The sequence below is a fragment of the Fastidiosibacter lacustris genome (assembly GCF_003428155.1).
Taxonomy (GTDB): Bacteria; Pseudomonadota; Gammaproteobacteria; order Francisellales; family Francisellaceae; genus Caedibacter; species Caedibacter lacustris.
Genome location: NZ_QLIR01000004.1, coordinates 85,191 through 101,511, shown reverse-complemented (window position 1 = coordinate 101,511; position 16,321 = coordinate 85,191). Strand labels below are relative to the sequence as shown.

General features: G+C 38.0%; 17 protein-coding genes. 1 reads left to right on the top strand and 16 read right to left on the bottom strand.

Translation table 11 applies throughout. The annotated features are described in order from the left end of the window. Nucleotides 1–189: 189 nt before the first annotated feature. The 5 genes from DNJ77_RS03480 to ssb all read right to left on the bottom strand — a co-directional run bounded on the left by DNJ77_RS03480 (nt 190) and on the right by ssb (nt 4,888). Nucleotides 190–942 carry a class I SAM-dependent methyltransferase gene (locus DNJ77_RS03480; protein WP_116963610.1) on the bottom strand — a complete coding sequence of 251 codons (753 nt, stop codon included), beginning with the start codon at nt 940–942 and terminating at the stop codon, nt 190–192. A gap of 365 nt (nt 943–1,307) precedes the next feature. Then, nucleotides 1,308–2,702 carry an MFS transporter gene (locus tag DNJ77_RS03475; RefSeq protein ID WP_116963609.1) on the bottom strand — a complete coding sequence of 465 codons (1,395 nt, stop codon included), beginning with the start codon at nt 2,700–2,702 and terminating at the stop codon, nt 1,308–1,310. 289 nt (nt 2,703–2,991) lie between these two features. Further along, on the bottom strand, nt 2,992–3,717 hold the full coding sequence (locus DNJ77_RS03470; protein ID WP_116963608.1) for an ester cyclase: 726 nt from the start codon (nt 3,715–3,717) through the stop codon (nt 2,992–2,994). Between the two features lie 50 nt (nt 3,718–3,767). After that, the gene (locus tag DNJ77_RS03465) at nt 3,768–4,370 is read right to left on the bottom strand and encodes a M15 family metallopeptidase (RefSeq protein WP_116963607.1); all 603 of its coding nucleotides are present in this window, start codon (nt 4,368–4,370) and stop codon (nt 3,768–3,770) included. A gap of 2 nt (nt 4,371–4,372) precedes the next feature. Then, nucleotides 4,373–4,888: a single-stranded DNA-binding protein gene (ssb, locus tag DNJ77_RS03460; protein WP_116963606.1), complete on the bottom strand. Its 516-nt coding sequence runs from the start codon at nt 4,886–4,888 to the stop codon at nt 4,373–4,375. Nucleotides 4,889–5,161: 273 nt separating this feature from the next. Here ssb and DNJ77_RS03455 point away from each other — a divergent pair, with 273 nt between their 5' ends. After that, nucleotides 5,162–5,983 (top strand): amino acid kinase family protein, encoded by an 822-nt coding sequence (locus tag DNJ77_RS03455; RefSeq protein ID WP_116963605.1) that lies wholly within the window; start codon nt 5,162–5,164, stop codon nt 5,981–5,983. A 112-nt stretch (nt 5,984–6,095) separates the two neighbouring features. Here the strand turns inward: DNJ77_RS03455 and DNJ77_RS03450 are convergent, their stop codons facing one another. From DNJ77_RS03450 to infB, 11 genes are all read right to left on the bottom strand, one after another. Next, nucleotides 6,096–6,548: a F0F1 ATP synthase subunit epsilon gene (locus DNJ77_RS03450; RefSeq protein ID WP_116963604.1), complete on the bottom strand. Its 453-nt coding sequence runs from the start codon at nt 6,546–6,548 to the stop codon at nt 6,096–6,098. An 11-nt stretch (nt 6,549–6,559) separates the two neighbouring features. Continuing rightward, nucleotides 6,560–7,936, bottom strand: coding sequence for a F0F1 ATP synthase subunit beta (gene atpD / locus DNJ77_RS03445; protein ID WP_116963638.1), 1,377 nt, complete (start codon nt 7,934–7,936; stop codon nt 6,560–6,562). Nucleotides 7,937–7,977: 41 nt separating this feature from the next. Continuing rightward, a complete protein-coding gene (gene atpG / locus DNJ77_RS03440) occupies nt 7,978–8,856 on the bottom strand; it encodes a F0F1 ATP synthase subunit gamma (RefSeq protein ID WP_116963603.1) in 879 nt (292 codons plus the stop codon). Between the two features lie 12 nt (nt 8,857–8,868). Beyond that, entirely contained in the window at nt 8,869–10,410 is a 1,542-nt protein-coding gene (gene atpA, locus DNJ77_RS03435) for a F0F1 ATP synthase subunit alpha (RefSeq protein ID WP_116963602.1), read from the bottom strand. 25 nt (nt 10,411–10,435) lie between these two features. Continuing rightward, entirely contained in the window at nt 10,436–10,972 is a 537-nt protein-coding gene (locus DNJ77_RS03430) for a F0F1 ATP synthase subunit delta (protein WP_116963601.1), read from the bottom strand. Nucleotides 10,973–10,990: 18 nt separating this feature from the next. Next, nucleotides 10,991–11,461 carry a F0F1 ATP synthase subunit B gene (locus DNJ77_RS03425; protein WP_116963600.1) on the bottom strand — a complete coding sequence of 157 codons (471 nt, stop codon included), beginning with the start codon at nt 11,459–11,461 and terminating at the stop codon, nt 10,991–10,993. Nucleotides 11,462–11,500: 39 nt separating this feature from the next. Next, the gene (locus DNJ77_RS03420) at nt 11,501–11,806 is read right to left on the bottom strand and encodes a F0F1 ATP synthase subunit B (RefSeq protein ID WP_116963599.1); all 306 of its coding nucleotides are present in this window, start codon (nt 11,804–11,806) and stop codon (nt 11,501–11,503) included. A 61-nt stretch (nt 11,807–11,867) separates the two neighbouring features. Beyond that, nucleotides 11,868–12,653, bottom strand: a complete 786-nt coding sequence (atpB, locus tag DNJ77_RS03415; protein WP_116963598.1) for a F0F1 ATP synthase subunit A — start codon at nt 12,651–12,653, stop codon at nt 11,868–11,870. Between the two features lie 11 nt (nt 12,654–12,664). Beyond that, nucleotides 12,665–13,060 (bottom strand): ATP synthase subunit I, encoded by a 396-nt coding sequence (locus tag DNJ77_RS03410; protein WP_116963597.1) that lies wholly within the window; start codon nt 13,058–13,060, stop codon nt 12,665–12,667. A 78-nt stretch (nt 13,061–13,138) separates the two neighbouring features. Continuing rightward, nucleotides 13,139–13,576 carry a 30S ribosome-binding factor RbfA gene (rbfA, locus tag DNJ77_RS03405; protein ID WP_116963596.1) on the bottom strand — a complete coding sequence of 146 codons (438 nt, stop codon included), beginning with the start codon at nt 13,574–13,576 and terminating at the stop codon, nt 13,139–13,141. Between the two features lie 2 nt (nt 13,577–13,578). Then, on the bottom strand, nt 13,579–16,317 hold the full coding sequence (gene infB, locus DNJ77_RS03400; protein WP_116963595.1) for a translation initiation factor IF-2: 2,739 nt from the start codon (nt 16,315–16,317) through the stop codon (nt 13,579–13,581). Nucleotides 16,318–16,321: the final 4 nt, after the last annotated feature.

Below are 16,321 nucleotides of genomic sequence, written 5' to 3'. Positions count from 1 at the left end.
ATAACAGCCTTTGCACTAAATTTACTATCAACAAGTCATTAAAACGGGTCATTCTAACGGTTTTGTTGGCTAACGTGGTTAACGGTGTGAGACAAGAGGTTTTGATTTCAATAGGGATTAACAAGGTAGTTGAAAACAAGAGTAAAATATAACGAAAATTGACTTGTAACGACTCTCAATATTGATGGGCTAACTTTTGTATAAGGTAACAAAAGCAGGATGAATGACAAGTGAATAAAGTGTATCGTTAATTTTTGTACTTTTTGCATAATTTAGCACATCTCTATCAAATTCAGCTATGCCATTGTTAAGCAACTGTTGGTACATGTCATAATTAAAGCTATCTTCAACGATAGAAAAGCGACAAATTTGATACATTTCTTCCAAGGTTTCTGTATTATAAAATGCTTTATCAATTGTAACCTGATAGGGGATCTCATATTTGTGTGCAATATTTTTCAATAATTTATAGCATTTGTAATATGGGTTATAGCTGATACATTTATCATAATGCACACCTTGGTCAGAGGGTACTACAAACATCAATCTACCTTTTTCTTCAAGTTGATCATAGGCTTTTAAAACAAACCTTTCCCATTCTTGCTCTGCAACGTGGTACATAACGTGAGAACATAAAATAAAGTTATACTTGTGTGACAGAAAAGTGTTTTGAAAGATATCGTTGATGACAGTCAATTGGGGAAAATTTTGTAGTATTTTTGTATAGTTAGAGTTAGGTTCAATCGCTGTATTATTTTGAAATTGTGAAATAAAATGCTGAGTTATTTTGCCTTCTCCTGCACCAATATCAAGAAAATACTGCTTTTCAATATAGGGCAAAATAGTGTTTTGGATATGGGTTATAATTTGCTTGGAGTTGTCATGTTTTTGCAAGATTTTATAAATTTCGGCATATTGTTTAGGTGTGTGAATCGTGGCCATTTAGTCACTCCATCTGTATTTTTAATTTTTATAAAATTGTATAACATATTCTTATAATTTTATCTTTAAAAATACGTATAATCTACAAACATATACATAAAGCACAGACAGCTTCTGAAAACATGCTATTGCATATTCTCAGAAACGCTGTACTTTGTCGACCCCCATCGCAAAAACAACATTTACTAGCATCTGCTATTGGGTCTATGATAACAAAACATAAATATAATGTAATACCAAAATATTGGGGGATATCGGGGGATATTGGTGGATATTAGTAAAAATCGCGCAATACTCAGATTTGACATCCTCCCTCCCTAAAGGAAGGGGATTCCTGCTGATAAAAAATCCGTATAAAGTATCGCTTAGTGCGTTTTGAGTAGCCGATTAACAAGATATGTCACAACCCCAAAAGCAAAGCAAATAATCGCGATATACAGGAAAGTGCGACTATAAGCTTGATTACTCAGCAAGAGATTTGTTTGCTTATCATCAGTAATAGTAAGTATTGAGAGCTTCCCTGAAATAGCAACACCTAAACCACTTGAAAACTCCCAAGCACCAAGTGCAAATCCCCTGTTTTTTTCTGTGATATATTCTCCAGCGGCAGCACTGCCATTTGGATGAATAAGAATTTCTCCAAAACCCAAGAAAAAGAAAAATATAATGATCCAGAAAAATGCAACCTGTGCGCCTGAGGCTGATAAGCCAATCGAGATAGGAATGGTGATACCTGCTATAGCAGTGACAACAAGTCCAATAAAAAATTTCAAATCAAAGGCATTGTGCTTGATATTGCGATACCATAGCGTACTGACCGCAATGGCACAGATAAACATACTGATATACCAAAAAGTAATAACAGAACCAGCTGGATAAATAATTCCAAAAATATAACGATTAAGGTTATATTGAGAGAATAAGGTAATGTTAGTTTGCGACAGTGTGGCAATGCTCCAGTAAGTCACACAGATTAAACATAAAATTACAAACTTAAGAATCCCCTTTGTTTGATTGGCATTATCGGCAGTTTTGGCAAGATATAAAAAGTAAAAAAATAGTGCAATTGCAGCAATGTAAATAACCATCGCAGCAGTGTTTGGTCTTTGAATAAGGTAATGAACAGCCGCAAAGGTAAGGATAAGTATACAAACGCTATAGCCGATTTTAGCTAAAGAAAACTGATAGGACGAGCGTGGGTAAATTCGGTGAAATAAAATAAACAAAACTAAAGCGATGACATTATAAATTCCACCAATATAAAAAGCGGTATGATAACCAAAATGATCCGCAATAAATCCAGAGCTAAAAGTTGAAATCATCCCTCCTGTTGCAAGGCTGATGTAGGCAACGGTAAAATAATATGATCGCTTACTATTGTGTTCAGGAAAGCAGCTATGCAAAAGCTTCCAGATGCTAGGTAAGTAAAAAGCCCCACCAATGGCAATACAGCTTAAACTCACAACAAGCATATTGGTGCCCATGCTCGCTAAAGTGAAAAAACCAACGATACTAAAAAGTTGTCCAATAATAAGTGTACGTTTGGCATCTAAAAACTTGTCAGCAACCATCCCAGAGATAAGCGGTAAGCAGTAAAATAGCGAGAATAAAGCAGTGTTAAGCATATATGCCTCTGCCTCACTGACATTAAGTGATAAAGTTAAATACAAAACAGTTAAGCTAAACATCACTCCTGTACTCATAGTTTGAAAGAGAGTTATGAAGAAAGTGAGTGTGACCGGTTTATTTTTGATCAGCATATAAAAGTTCCTTATTTTTGTTAACCCGAGATTTATCTTATAAGGAATATAAAGCAGAGTCCCTAAAAAAAATAATGTTTATGTTAAAGTAATGTTAAAGTTATTTACAAAATATTTTATCCCAATTTATTAGAAGCGACATGATAATCTGGATCCTCTAAAACATTAGCTTCAACCATATTACCTGCTTTTCCTAAAAGGAGTTTACACTCAGGACTAAAGTGTCGAAGATGCAAGTTTTTACCTAGTTTGGCGGCATACTTCATTCAGAGTAAGAAACTTCTTACAATTAACGCATAAGCTTAGCGTAGCGGCGCATATAGCTGTACAAACCTTGCTGTTTAAACCAATTTTCAATATTACCTAAAAAGCCGTTTCGATACAACTCACGAATATTTTTCATGTGCGTTCTAACCGTCTCAATCGAACAATTTAAAATACGTGCACTGACCACAGCACTATAGCCCTCAAAATGTAATGCTAAGCACTTGAGTTGCTGTTTGGTTAAGCACAGTCCTTTTTCATGCACTAAGGCATACAACTTGGTCAACAAGGTGTAACAGCGATTATTTGATTCAGATAAAGCTAACATAATTTTAGTGGCTGTATTATTGTCCGTTAATTGATTGAGCATACCATTCACATCTGGAGTTAATGAATATTCTCGAATCTTGCCTTCTTGCCAACGAAGTGCAATCGTTGCATTAAAAATAAAATCTTTACCTGTGGCTTCCACTCCGCAAAATTCACCAATGTGTTGACAGCGCTCCGAAAATGTAATGATAGTAGTATCAGCACAATGCATCTGTTCGGAGAATTTAATCGATTTAACATCTATTGATTGGAAGAAAAAATTCAAATCCATTGCAATTTCTTCTTGACCAAAGGCAATGCCATAGTCGGTTAACGCCAAACAATTTGGCAACAAAAATTCAGCTAGTGCTGAATTGTCTTGGTCCATCAACACCGCTTCCAGATAATCTTTGCTTTTTTTAATTTCAACATTGTTACCCATCCTGATTCACATCCTTATTTTGATCAGCAAATTAATGGATCAATACTAATTTAAATAATATCAAAATCAAACATTTGATTTTCAAAAGGCTCATCAGATAAGCGAAAATGCCACCATTCAGTGTCTATTGGCTCAAAACCTGCATCTATCATCATGCCTTGCAAAAGTTTACGATTACCTTGCACAACTTTAGAAACACACAAGTTATGTGGATGTGACAATGGATCCATAAAATCAAAGCACGTTCCCATATCAAGCTCTTTACCACTTTTGTTTATTAATGTTAAATCGACTGTGCTACCACTACAATGGTTTGAGGTTTTATTGAAATAGCCTTTGGCAAATAACTCACCCTTAGACAAATTAGGATAATATTGTGCTTTAGTACCATTATCACTTAAATTCTGAGACCAGTGCCAAAAATCGATTACCGCTTTTTTAGGGCGATAGGCATCCCAAATTAATAAACTATATCCTAAGCGTTTAGCTGAAGCCGTGACTTTTTGCAGTGCACTAAAGCAACTTTTCGTCATCATACACTTATTTGCATAATAACCGCTAATTTTGCGTCCAACAATATTCCCATTATGACTATATTTAATATCCCAATAAATGGAATCTGTTGCTGTTAGCGTGATAAATTCATTTAGCATAATTAAAATGGGATCTCGTCATCATCAAAATCATTTAATTGATTGATATCTGGTGGCGTTTGATTCTGAGCTGCCTGTTGGTTATATGCAGGTGCTGCTGGTTGCGCTGATGGCTGAGCAAATTGTGCTTGAGACTGCTGTGGTTGAGCAGGTGCTGAATCTTGAATTTGACCATCTCCACGACCACCAATTAATTGTATTTCAGTTGCAACAATTTCAGTTGTATAACGATCTTGACCATTTTGATCTTGCCACTTGTTAGTGCGAATTCGACCTTCAATATAAATGATTGAGCCTTTTTGTGTATACTGCGAAATTACTTCTGCTTGCTTACCAAATACAACAACACGATGCCATTCAGTGTTTTCAATAAACTGACCTGTTTGGCGATCCTTATAGCCATCATTTGTTGCTAAGCGTAAATTTGCAACCGACATCCCACTTGGCATATAACGAATTTCTGGGTCCGCTCCTAAACGCCCTAATAATATTACTTTATTGATTGTACCTTTAGCCATATTTCACCTTTAGGTTTAATTAAATTCATCCACGGCATGTTATCATATGCCTATATTTTAATATACCCAACTTGAACCATTTTCAAGACTTTCTAGTTTTGAACTTTAGCTGCCACAATGATACATGAACCCATTTCGAGAAAGGACACAAAAAACTTGATATTGATTACTGACTTGCTCATTTGTCTGTTGGGCTTGAAGATCCTTTTAATATCATTCAGAATTTAGATCAAGTTTTGGCAGTTGCAACATACAAACAAAAGGTTTAAAGACATGACTCAATATCGCTGTAGCAGTTTCCCACCTGAAATCGTCGTTTTAAAGTTTGGCAGCTCTATTTTAAAATCACTTGACTGTTTTTGTAATGCAGTAACAGAAATTAAACGTTTTCTCGATAGAAAATATAAAGTTATTGCCGTTGTTTCTGCTATCGGCAATACCACTGACAACCTGATTAGATCCGAGCAAACTTTTGTATGCACAAAAACTCAAGTAAGTACCAAAGCACATGCTCTTTTGCTCTCAACTGGAGAATTGCAATCTGTTGCTTATCTGACTCAGAAACTTCAACAACAAACAATTCCAGCAGATTTCATTACTAACCCTATTATCGCTGAAGGTGACTACAACGATGCCACACCAAAGTTCATAAATTCCAAAGCATTCAACACACTTTTGGCTTTACAACAAGTCATTGTCGTTCCTGGTTTTATTGCAAATAACGATAAAAACGAACCATGTTTACTGGGTCGCGGCGGCTCTGATTTAAGCGCACTTTTTATTGCTCATAAGCTTAAAGCTAAATGTTGTATTTTATTAAAAGATGTCGATGGAGTATATGATCTTGATCCTAATAAACATCCTAAGGCAATACGTTTTGAAAGTCTTACTTATGATTGTGCAAAAGATAAAGCTACTCAAGTCATTCAAACGCAAGCAATCCTATGGGCAAAAGCACATTGTCTGACCTTTCAGATTGGTAAACTCAACAGTGATAATTACACAAGTGTCGGCACTTTGCATACGCAGTTTGCAGATAGACCGCAACCAAACACCTTGCTCGACATCTTGATATTACAGCAGGCATCATGCTAATAAGCTCGGTTTATTAGCATTCGTTTCAAGATTTTGCAGACTCTCTTAACACATCGACGCTTTTTAGATAAAGCGTTTTAATACCTACTACCTTATAAATACTCTCACAACATTAACGATCAGAGTCGTTGTAGTAAGCATTAACACCTTTCAAGATTTTAAGTGCTTTTAAACGTGCTTCCGCTTCAGCTAGCATTTGACGTGCCTCCTCCACTTCAAGCTTATCCATATCTTTGGCTTTATTTAATACTTCTTGTGCTTGTTGACGTGCTTTCTCAGCAGCTGCTTCATTTAAATCTTTAGCACGCTCCATCACATCAGCAAGAATGATGACCTGGTGAGGCTGAACTTCAAGCACACCACCAGAAATGTAAAGTGTGTCTCTTTCATCATTTTCACGTTCAATGCGGACGACACCTGGTGGTAGAGTCGACAAAAGCTGAGTATGTCCATAAGCAATACCCATTTCACCCTCTGAACCACGTAAGCTAACCATTTTAGCCTCGGCTTTATAAACAGAGCCTTCTTGACTAACCACATTAACATGGATGAGTTTATTATTCATAGCATCCACCTTTAGATAGATTTAGCTTTTTCAATCGCTTCTTCAATCGTACCAACCATATAGAAAGCTTGTTCAGGCAAATGATCATATTCACCATCCACAATCGCTTTAAAGCTTGCGATTGTGTCCTTTAATGGTACGTATTTACCGGGATTCCCAGTAAAGACTTCTGCCACATGAAAAGGCTGGGATAGAAAGCGCTGAATCTTACGCGCACGCGTCACAACAAGCTTATCATCTTCTGAAAGCTCATCCATACCAAGAATTGCAATAATATCCTTTAACTCTTTATAACGCTGCAACGTTTGTTGTACTTTACGTGCAACATCATAGTGTTCTTGACCAACTACAAGCGGATCAAGCTGACGTGAAGTTGAATCAAGTGGATCAACCGCAGGATAAATACCTAACTCTGCAATTTGACGAGATAATACAATTGTTGCATCCAAATGTGAAAAGGTTGTTGCAGGTGATGGATCTGTTAAGTCGTCTGCTGGTACATATACTGCTTGCACAGAAGTAATTGAGCCTGTTTTAGTCGATGTAATGCGCTCTTGAAGCACCCCCATTTCATAAGCTAACGTTGGCTGATAACCCACTGCCGAAGGCATACGACCTAATAGTGCTGATACTTCCGTACCTGCTAACGTATAGCGGTAGATATTATCGATAAACATCAGTACATCACGATTTTCATCACGGAAATTCTCAGCGATTGTCAATCCTGTCAACGCTACGCGTAAACGGTTCCCTGGAGGCTCATTCATCTGACCATATACGAGAGATACCTTATCCAACACGTTAGAATCTTTCATTTCATGATAAAAGTCATTGCCCTCACGCGTACGCTCACCCACACCAGCAAACACAGAAAAACCACTATGCTCTTTTGCAATATTGTTAATAAGTTCCATCATCGTCACGGTTTTACCGACACCCGCACCACCGAACAAACCAACTTTACCACCTTTAGCAAATGGACAAATCAGATCGATGACTTTAATACCCGTTTCTAAAATCTCTGCGCTTAATGCTTGATCTTCAAAAGCTGGTGCTTTTTTGTGAATCGGATGTTTTTCATCACACTGAATTGGACCACATTCATCAATTGGATTACCCAATACATCCATAATGCGACCCAATGTACCATGACCGACAGGCACAGAAATCGGAGCATTGGCGTTTTTTACTTCTAATCCACGCTTTAAGCCATCAGATGAGCCCATAGCGATACAGCGTACCACACCATCACCAATTTCTTGCTGAACTTCTAACGTTAAATCTGTTTGTTTAACAATTAGCGCATCATAAACTTTTGGTACATTATCACGTGGGAACGTAACATCGATCACCGCACCAATAATCTGGCTAATTTTGCCCATACTCATTTTTATGTCCTCTTTTACATTCTCAATACTTTTACCCATCACTATACAGCTGCCGCACCTGAAACAATTTCTGCCAATTCTTGAGTAATCATTGCTTGACGTGCTTTATTATATTGAAGCTTCAATGAGTCAATAATCTCACCAGCATTATCAGTAGCGTTCTTCATTGCAAGCATCCTTGCTGCTTGCTCACAAGCCAAATTCTCAACTACACCACGATAGACTTGTGATTCAATATAGCGCACCAAAAGCACATCTAACACATATTTAGCGTCTGGTTCATATAAGTAATCCCAATGACCTGAAACAGATCCTTCATCTACTTGTGATACTTTTTCAGGTTTTACAATAGGCAACAATTGGTTGCGAGTAGGTTTTTGCTTAATTGTGTTGACAAACTTATTACTAAATAACAACAAACTATCAATTTTATTTTCATCAAATGCTTTAATCATAACAGATACTGCACCCGTGATAGATGCGAATGTATCGCCACCGTGAAAATTAGCGACAGACACAACATTTACGCCTTTCAAGCGTTTAAAAAAACTCTCTGCTTTTAACCCAATTAAACAAAGATCCATTTCAATTTTTTGTTGTTGATAGTGTTTAATTGATTTTAGGACTTCTTTAAATAAATTGATATTTAGCCCACCGCACAATCCACGATCAGTCGCAATAATCACCATACCAACACTTTTAACTTCACGCGTTTGAAAATATGGATGCATATATTCCATACTCGCACGAACAACATGATGAATAATATTTAAAGCATAATGAGCATAAGGGCGAGCATGCTCCATACGATCACGTGCTTTACGCATTTTACTGGCAGCAACAAGTTCCATTGCACGGGTAATCTTTTGGGTATTCTTAACGCTATTGATTTTGGTGCGTATTTCACGACTACCAGACATGACACTCTCCTATTACCAAGACTGCGTTTGCTTACACTCTGTGATCACTTTTTCAAGTTGAGCAGCAATCTCATCATTGTAATTACAATGGGTATTAATTTCATCCATTAAAGGCTTATACTGGCTTTCAGCAAACGCATGTAAAACTGCTTCAAATGAACCCACTTTATTCAATTCAAGCTCATCCAAATGACCTTTTTCAGCTGCATATAAGGACAATGCCATTTTAGCAATGCTAAGCGGGGAAAACTGCTTTTGCTTCATCAACTCCATTACTCGCTGACCACGTTTTAACTGTGCACGCGTGGCATCATCCAGATCAGATGCAAATTGCGAAAAGGCCTCAAGTTCACGGTATTGAGCCAATGCCAAACGTACACCACCACCTAATTTCTTAATAATTTTTGTTTGCGCTGAACCTCCAACACGAGACACTGAATTTCCAGCATTAATTGCAGGACGCATACCCGCATTGAATAAGTCGGTTTCCAAAAAGATCTGACCATCAGTAATTGAGATGACGTTAGTAGGGACAAATGCAGAAATATCACCTGCTTGAGTTTCAATAATTGGCAATGCCGTCAATGAACCCGTTTTACCGTGTACCTCATCATTTGTTGCTTTTCTAACGTATTCAGCATTAACGCGCGCTGCACGCTCCAATAGACGTGAATGTAGATAGAATACATCCCCTGGATAAGCTTCGCGTCCAGGTGGACGACGCAATAACAATGAAATTTGACGATATGCCCAAGCTTGTTTGGTTAAATCATCATAAATAATAAGCGCATCTTCACCACGATCACGGAAATACTCTCCCATTGCGCATCCTGCATATGGTGCTAAATATTGAAGTGCTGCTGAATCTGCAGCATTAGCAGCAACAACAATCGTATGTGCTAGTGCCTCATGCTCTTCTAGTTTACGCACAACATCTGCAACAGAAGAGGCTTTTTGACCAATCGCTACATAAACGCATTTAACGCCTGTACTTTTTTGATTAATGATAGTATCAATTGCAACAGCTGTTTTACCTGTTTGTCTATCTCCAATAATAAGTTCACGCTGACCACGCCCAATTGGTACCATTGCATCAATCGCTTTAATACCTGTTTGCACTGGTTGATCAACTGATTGACGCCAAATCACACCAGGAGCAACTTTTTCAACAGGTGAAGTGGCTGTTGTTTTGATATCACCTTTACCATCAATTGGGTTGCCAAGCGCGTCCACTACACGTCCTAAGAGTGCTTCACCGACTGGGACCTCTAAAATACGACCTGTACAATACGCTTTTTGCCCTTCTTGAATATGTTCATAGTCACCAAGCACAACAGCACCAACTGAGTCTTGCTCCAGGTTAAGCGCCAAACCATAAACACTTCCTGGTAACTCTATCATTTCGCCTGCGGCAACTTCATTTAAACCATGAATGCGAATAATGCCATCTGAAACAGAGACAATTGTTCCTTCTGTTTTTGTCTGTGGAGCATTGTTAAATTTCGCAATTCGTTCTTTTATTAATTCACTAATTTCTGCTGGAGTAAGTTGCATACACTATCTTCCTATTAATCTTTTATTAAGCTTGTAGTTCATACTTCAGCTTTTGCAGTTTGCCTTTAATCGAACCATCGATCACTTGATCGCCAATTACAATTATGGCGCCACCAATCAAGCTTGAGTCAACTGCCATTTCTACCTCAATTGCACACTGATATTTTTGCTCAAGCCTCTTTTTTAGTTTCTCTATTTCCACTTCTAAGACTGGAAACGCAGTCGTAAACTTTGCTTTCTTTGCCTTTTCATCTTCTGCTTTATATAACAAAAACAAATTATAGATGGTTGGAATAATCGCCAAACGATTATGTTCAGCAGCGATCATAACAAAATTTTTACCATGCTCGTCTAACCCACTTGCAAGAACATCCAATATCAGCGTTGAAACTTCTTTTTGAGAGTAGGCAGGATTATCCAGTAGCAATACAATCTCATCATTCACTATGCACTCAGACAAGTTCAAGAGCATGCTGTTCCACTTTGCAAGTGAATTATGCGCCTTAGCATATTCATATGCAGCTTGCGCGTAAGGTCTTGCAATAGGGATTAAGTCTGCCATTTGTCACCTCTTAATTGTTTAAAGCTCTGCCGCCATCTCTTCCAATAAGTGATTATTGGCGACCATATCAATGTTCTTACCAATGAGTTTTTCAGCACCTGCAACAGCGATGCCAACAACTTCTTTACGGAGCTTTTGCTTCATTGCACGCATATGAGCCTCTGCTTCATCATGTGCTGCTTTGCGAATACGTTCAGCATCAAACCTTGCTGTTTCTTTTGCTTCTTCATCAATTTTTATCGCACGCATATTTGCTTGCTCAATAATTTTCGTTGCTTGTGCTTTCGCTTCTTTAACCAACTCATTTGCTTTTCTACGAGCAACTTCTAGCTCTTTTTCAGCACGATCAACTGAAGCCAAACCGTCAGCAATTTTTGCTCTACGATCATCCATCGCTTTTTTAAGCGGTGGCCAAACGAATTTCATTGTAAAGCTGACAAAGATGATAAAAGTAATCATCTGCCCAATTAGAGTAATATTTATATCCATGAGTTCTCCTTTGTGGATATGTTCAGGACCTATTTTGAATTAAGCACCTAATGCTTTTGCCGCAGCTTCTGCCAAACCATTTATTGCCAATGGATTTGCATAAAGTACCAAGAAACCAATAGCAATTGAAATTGCAGCAAACGCATCCACAAAAGCGGCCACAATAAACATACGACCCAACAACATACCACTTAGCTCAGGCTGACGCGCAACACCTTCTAAAAACTTCCCTCCAAGCATACCAAAACCAATTGCAGTTCCAAATGCTGGAATTGCGATCATCATTGCTACTGCAATAAGCGCTAAACCATTCAACTGACCAAGTACTTGTAGTGACATTTCCATTTTTTTCTCCTCTATTTTTTTATGTTTGAATGTGAAGTGGGTTTAAACAAACGCTTTGTCTTTAATGCTTGTCTTGCGCCATATTCAAATAGACGACGGTTAACATCATAAAAACAAATGCCTGAATAAAAATGATTAAAATATGAAATATTGCCCATATACCGCCCAGCGTCCACTGAATCCACCATGGCAGTAATGCAATTAGGATAAATATTAATTCTCCGGCAAAAAGGTTACCGTATAATCGCAACGAAAGCGAAAGCGGCTTTACAAACTCATCAATTATTCTTAGTGCAACATTGACTGGGAACAGCCAAATACCAAAAGGAGCAGTAAAAATTTCCTTTACAACCCCTAAACCACCTTTTGACTTGAAATTAAAAACAATAATCAAAAGAAAGACGGTAATTGACAATCCAAAGGTTAAGTTAGGATCTGTTGTAGGAACAAGTCTAAAATAAGCATCGTAATGACCAGTAAACAAGCTGATAACTGATCCAGCCAAGTCTACAGGAATTAGATCCATGAAATTCATTAATAACACCCAAACAAAGATAGTAATCGCAAGTGGTGTTACAAAACTACGCTTATGATGATAATTTTCAGCAACCGAATTATCAATCCATTCGCAAAAAAGCTCAATAAAATTCTGAAAGGCACCAGGCACATCAGAAGTTGCTTTCCTTGCTGTAAGGTACATCAAAGCCAAAAAAATAATGCCCAACACAATACTAATAAGTAAAGTATCTAAATTAAGCGTCCAAAAAGAACCCTTACCCAGACTTAACTGCCAATTCTGCAAATGATGCTGCACATATTCTGAAGAAGTTAAAGATTCTCCTGCCATATTCTCTTCTCTTACTCTTTCGTTTTTAAGTTATTAAGGTGGGTTAATTTCATAAAAAGTGGCATAACCCACATCGCCAGCTGTAATACCAAAAGTCCTACAATATATGGCAAAAACTTTGGCTGGACATAAATAGCAATCAATATCGTGCCCACTGCCACCATCATCAGTTTGGCAAACTCACATGCATATAAAATGCAAACCTCCTTAAATGGATGGTATTGCGCCTTGCGTAAAAAAAGACGCAAGAGAAAGATAACGTTCGCAAAAAACATCAAAAGCGAGCCTAATAAAAAACCAAAGGCATAGCTCTTACCCCACAAAAAACACATTAAGCTCCCAACAATCACCAATAAGATCTGGAAAGCAAAAAAGTGTCTTTTGTAAAGTTTTCTATTTGCAAGCATATTTTGTTTCTATCCCTTAATTTTACGCCATGAAGTATATAGAGCGACAGCCGAAGGTGCAAGCGAAAAAATATTCTTTTAACGCAACCGCTCTCTTGGACTACTGTCATTCTGATCAGTTTTTTTCTCATCCCTCACACCATCATCTTCCTCCTTGATAAAATCAGCATCTTCTTTGCGTGCTTTTTCAATCAATTCATTCATTTTGTTACCATAAATCAATGAATCGTCATAGAAAAAGCATAGCGCAGGTGCTACGCGTAAGTGTAACTCTTTAGCCAAACTTGTGCGAAAAAAACCTGTTGCTGATTTAAATGCCTTAACGATATCTTCAGGTTTTACTTCTTTATTTAAAGATGAGAAAAAAACCTTGGCATAAGATAAGTCTTTGGAAACGTCAACAGCTGTTATTGAAACCCATTTTAAACGAGGATCTCTAACTTTTGTCACCAAAAGAGAAACAATAATTTTTTGAATTTCATCAGCGACACGTGCCACACGCGAACTACTTGCCATAATTAAAGCTCTCTTTTGACTTCAACTGTCTCAAATACTTCGATTTGGTCGCCAACTTTAACATCATTATAATTTCTAACACCAATACCACATTCAAAACCTTTTTTGACTTCAGACGCATCATCTTTAAAGCGCTTTAACGACTCAAGAGAGCCTTCATAAATCACCACTTGATCACGCAACACACGAATTGGGTTATGGCGCTTAATCACACCATCAACAACCATACATCCTGCAATCGCACCATACTTAGATGACCTAAAGACATCACGCACTTCAGCAATGCCAATGATTTGTTCACGAAGCTCAGGCGACAACATCCCAGACATTGCTTGCCTCACATCATCAATCAAATCATAAATGATACCGTAATAACGAAGCTCAATACCATCTATCTCAGCTTGCTTTCGTGCTACTGCATCAGCACGAACATTAAAACCAAACAAAACAGCTTGTGAAGCAACTGCAAGTGAAACATCTGAAATCGTGATTCCACCTATGCCTGAAGCAATAACCTCTACCTTGATATCATCATTTGATAACTTCACAAGTGATTCTCGAATCGCTTCAACTGAACCTTGAACGTCTGCTTTTACAATTACATTGAGCGTTTGACGTTCGCCACTGGACTCGCCCATGCGATCAAATAAGCTTGAAAGTTTGCTTGCTTGTTGTTGTTTTAAACGTTCATCCTTTTTCTTATGAGCCCTAAATTCTGCTACTTCACGCGCTGTTTTCTCATCTTTAACCGCAACCATCTCATCCCCTGCATTTGTCACGTTTGAGAGCCCTAAAATTTCAACAGGCATCGATGGCGTGGCTCGATCAATTTTTTGCCCTAAATCATTCATCATCATGCGAATGCGACCATATTCCGTTCCACAAAGCACAATATCACCCTGATTTAATTCCCCACTTTGAACAAGCACAGAAGCAACTGCACCATGCCCTTTATCTAAGCGTGACTCAATGACTATACCTTTAGCAAAACCTTTTTGAACAGCTTTAAGTTCAAGCACTTCAGCTTGCAATAACACCGCATCTAATAAATCATCAATACCTTGACCAGACTTTGCTGAAACATAGGCAAACATGACATCGCCACCCCAGTCTTCAGCAATAACATCCAACTGAGATAACTCTGTTTTAATACGATCTGGATCAGCCTCAGGTTTATCCATTTTATTAACGGCTACAACGATTGGCACTCCAGCTGCACGCGCATGCTGGATTGCTTCTTTTGTCTGTGGCATCACACCATCATCTGCTGCGACAACAAGAATAACGATATCGGTACTGCTTGCACCACGTGCACGCATAGCTGTAAAGGCTTCGTGTCCAGGTGTATCTAAGAAAGTAATTTGACCTTTTAGTGTTTTTACTGCATAAGCACCAATGTGTTGAGTAATGCCACCTGCTTCGCCAATAGCAACCCGTGTTTTGCGAATATAGTCTAAAAGAGAGGTTTTACCGTGATCCACATGCCCCATGATTGTAACAACTGGCGCTCTTGGTAATGCCTCTTGATCGGATGAGTCAATTAACACAGTATCCTCAATCACGTCTCCTTTGTGCAAAGTATACTCATGCCCCAACTCTTCAACAATGAAGATTGCTGTTTCTTGATCTAATGGCTGATTAATAGTTGCCATTAGACCCATTTTAAACAGTATCTTAATAAGCTCAGCAGCCTTAACCGCCATCTTTTGTGCTAACTCATTAACTGTCATACCTTCAAAAATCACAACCTGCTTTGTTACCTTCTCGACAGGTTTTGTAAATTGCTGAGTTTTGACTTTATTAACTTGTAACTTCTTAGGTTTAGAGGATTTACGTACAAATGTTTCATAGTCTTCTTCTTCGTCATAAATACTTCTTGACGACTTTTTACTAACCTTTGATTTTTTGTTTAGCTTGTGTACCGCTTCATCCTCTTCTTCACTTTGCTTACGTTTAGGTTTTTCTACTTGCTTCTTGGGAGGGGTTTTAACTTTAGACTCATCCTCATTTTCCACTATAGGAGTAACGGACTCTGGTCTTGATGTAATTTTAAAGCCACCACTGCTAGGTTTTTCTACTTTCTCTACTTTAGCAGCGGGTAAAAGAGTAGCTAACTCCTCGTCGAAAATTTGGTCAGCAGCTCCTGGCATGACTGTTTTTTTATCAACTTTAGCAGGCATCTTAGGTTTAGGAATAGCCTTTTCAACACTTGACTTTAATTCTTGTCGCTTATCTTCAATCGATTCTTTTGCTTTATTTTCTTTTTGAGCTTGCCGTTTAACTTGATGCGCTACAGCATCGTGTTCAAATTTCACTTCACTAGCATCCATATTTTGGTACTCAGTTTTAGCTGTTTCAGCATAACTTTCAAGCCCTGAATCTGGCTGATGATCATCTTGAGTGACTTTTTCTAACTCAATCTCCTCATCATGCTTACTTTTATGGGACTCATGCCCATCCAAAGTGGGGGCTGCAAATGTTTTCTTTTTGCGGACTTCAATATTCACCTTGCGATTACCTGAAACTTTTAACTGCTTGGTGGTTTTGCGTTGTAAAGTAACTGATTTGGCTTGAACTGCACTGCCGCTTTGAATAAACACAAGTAACTGATTTTTTTCTGCATCACTAACTACGTCGCTTACACTTTTTTTGTGCACCCCAGATTGCTCCAATTTTTCTAGCAGCACTTTTTCATCAATTTTGATTAGCTTGGCTAACTGAGCCACTGTAATTTCTGCCATGACT

Excerpts from the sequence above, each read along its gene's own strand:
- DNJ77_RS03480 (WP_116963610.1), bottom strand. The coding sequence starts at position 942 with ATGGCCACGATTCACACACCTAAACAATATGCCGAAATTTATAAAATC.
- DNJ77_RS03475 (WP_116963609.1), bottom strand. The coding sequence starts at position 2,702 with ATGCTGATCAAAAATAAACCGGTCACACTCACTTTCTTCATAACTCTC.
- DNJ77_RS03470 (WP_116963608.1), bottom strand. The coding sequence starts at position 3,717 with ATGGGTAACAATGTTGAAATTAAAAAAAGCAAAGATTATCTGGAAGCG.
- DNJ77_RS03465 (WP_116963607.1), bottom strand. The coding sequence starts at position 4,370 with ATGCTAAATGAATTTATCACGCTAACAGCAACAGATTCCATTTATTGG.
- ssb (WP_116963606.1), bottom strand. The coding sequence starts at position 4,888 with ATGGCTAAAGGTACAATCAATAAAGTAATATTATTAGGGCGTTTAGGA.
- DNJ77_RS03455 (WP_116963605.1), top strand. The coding sequence starts at position 5,162 with ATGACTCAATATCGCTGTAGCAGTTTCCCACCTGAAATCGTCGTTTTA.
- DNJ77_RS03450 (WP_116963604.1), bottom strand. The coding sequence starts at position 6,548 with ATGAATAATAAACTCATCCATGTTAATGTGGTTAGTCAAGAAGGCTCT.
- atpD (WP_116963638.1), bottom strand. The coding sequence starts at position 7,936 with ATGAGTATGGGCAAAATTAGCCAGATTATTGGTGCGGTGATCGATGTT.
- atpG (WP_116963603.1), bottom strand. The coding sequence starts at position 8,856 with ATGTCTGGTAGTCGTGAAATACGCACCAAAATCAATAGCGTTAAGAAT.
- atpA (WP_116963602.1), bottom strand. The coding sequence starts at position 10,410 with ATGCAACTTACTCCAGCAGAAATTAGTGAATTAATAAAAGAACGAATT.
- DNJ77_RS03430 (WP_116963601.1), bottom strand. The coding sequence starts at position 10,972 with ATGGCAGACTTAATCCCTATTGCAAGACCTTACGCGCAAGCTGCATAT.
- DNJ77_RS03425 (WP_116963600.1), bottom strand. The coding sequence starts at position 11,461 with ATGGATATAAATATTACTCTAATTGGGCAGATGATTACTTTTATCATC.
- DNJ77_RS03420 (WP_116963599.1), bottom strand. The coding sequence starts at position 11,806 with ATGGAAATGTCACTACAAGTACTTGGTCAGTTGAATGGTTTAGCGCTT.
- atpB (WP_116963598.1), bottom strand. The coding sequence starts at position 12,653 with ATGGCAGGAGAATCTTTAACTTCTTCAGAATATGTGCAGCATCATTTG.
- DNJ77_RS03410 (WP_116963597.1), bottom strand. The coding sequence starts at position 13,060 with ATGCTTGCAAATAGAAAACTTTACAAAAGACACTTTTTTGCTTTCCAG.
- rbfA (WP_116963596.1), bottom strand. The coding sequence starts at position 13,576 with ATGGCAAGTAGTTCGCGTGTGGCACGTGTCGCTGATGAAATTCAAAAA.
- infB (WP_116963595.1), bottom strand. The coding sequence starts at position 16,317 with ATGGCAGAAATTACAGTGGCTCAGTTAGCCAAGCTAATCAAAATTGAT.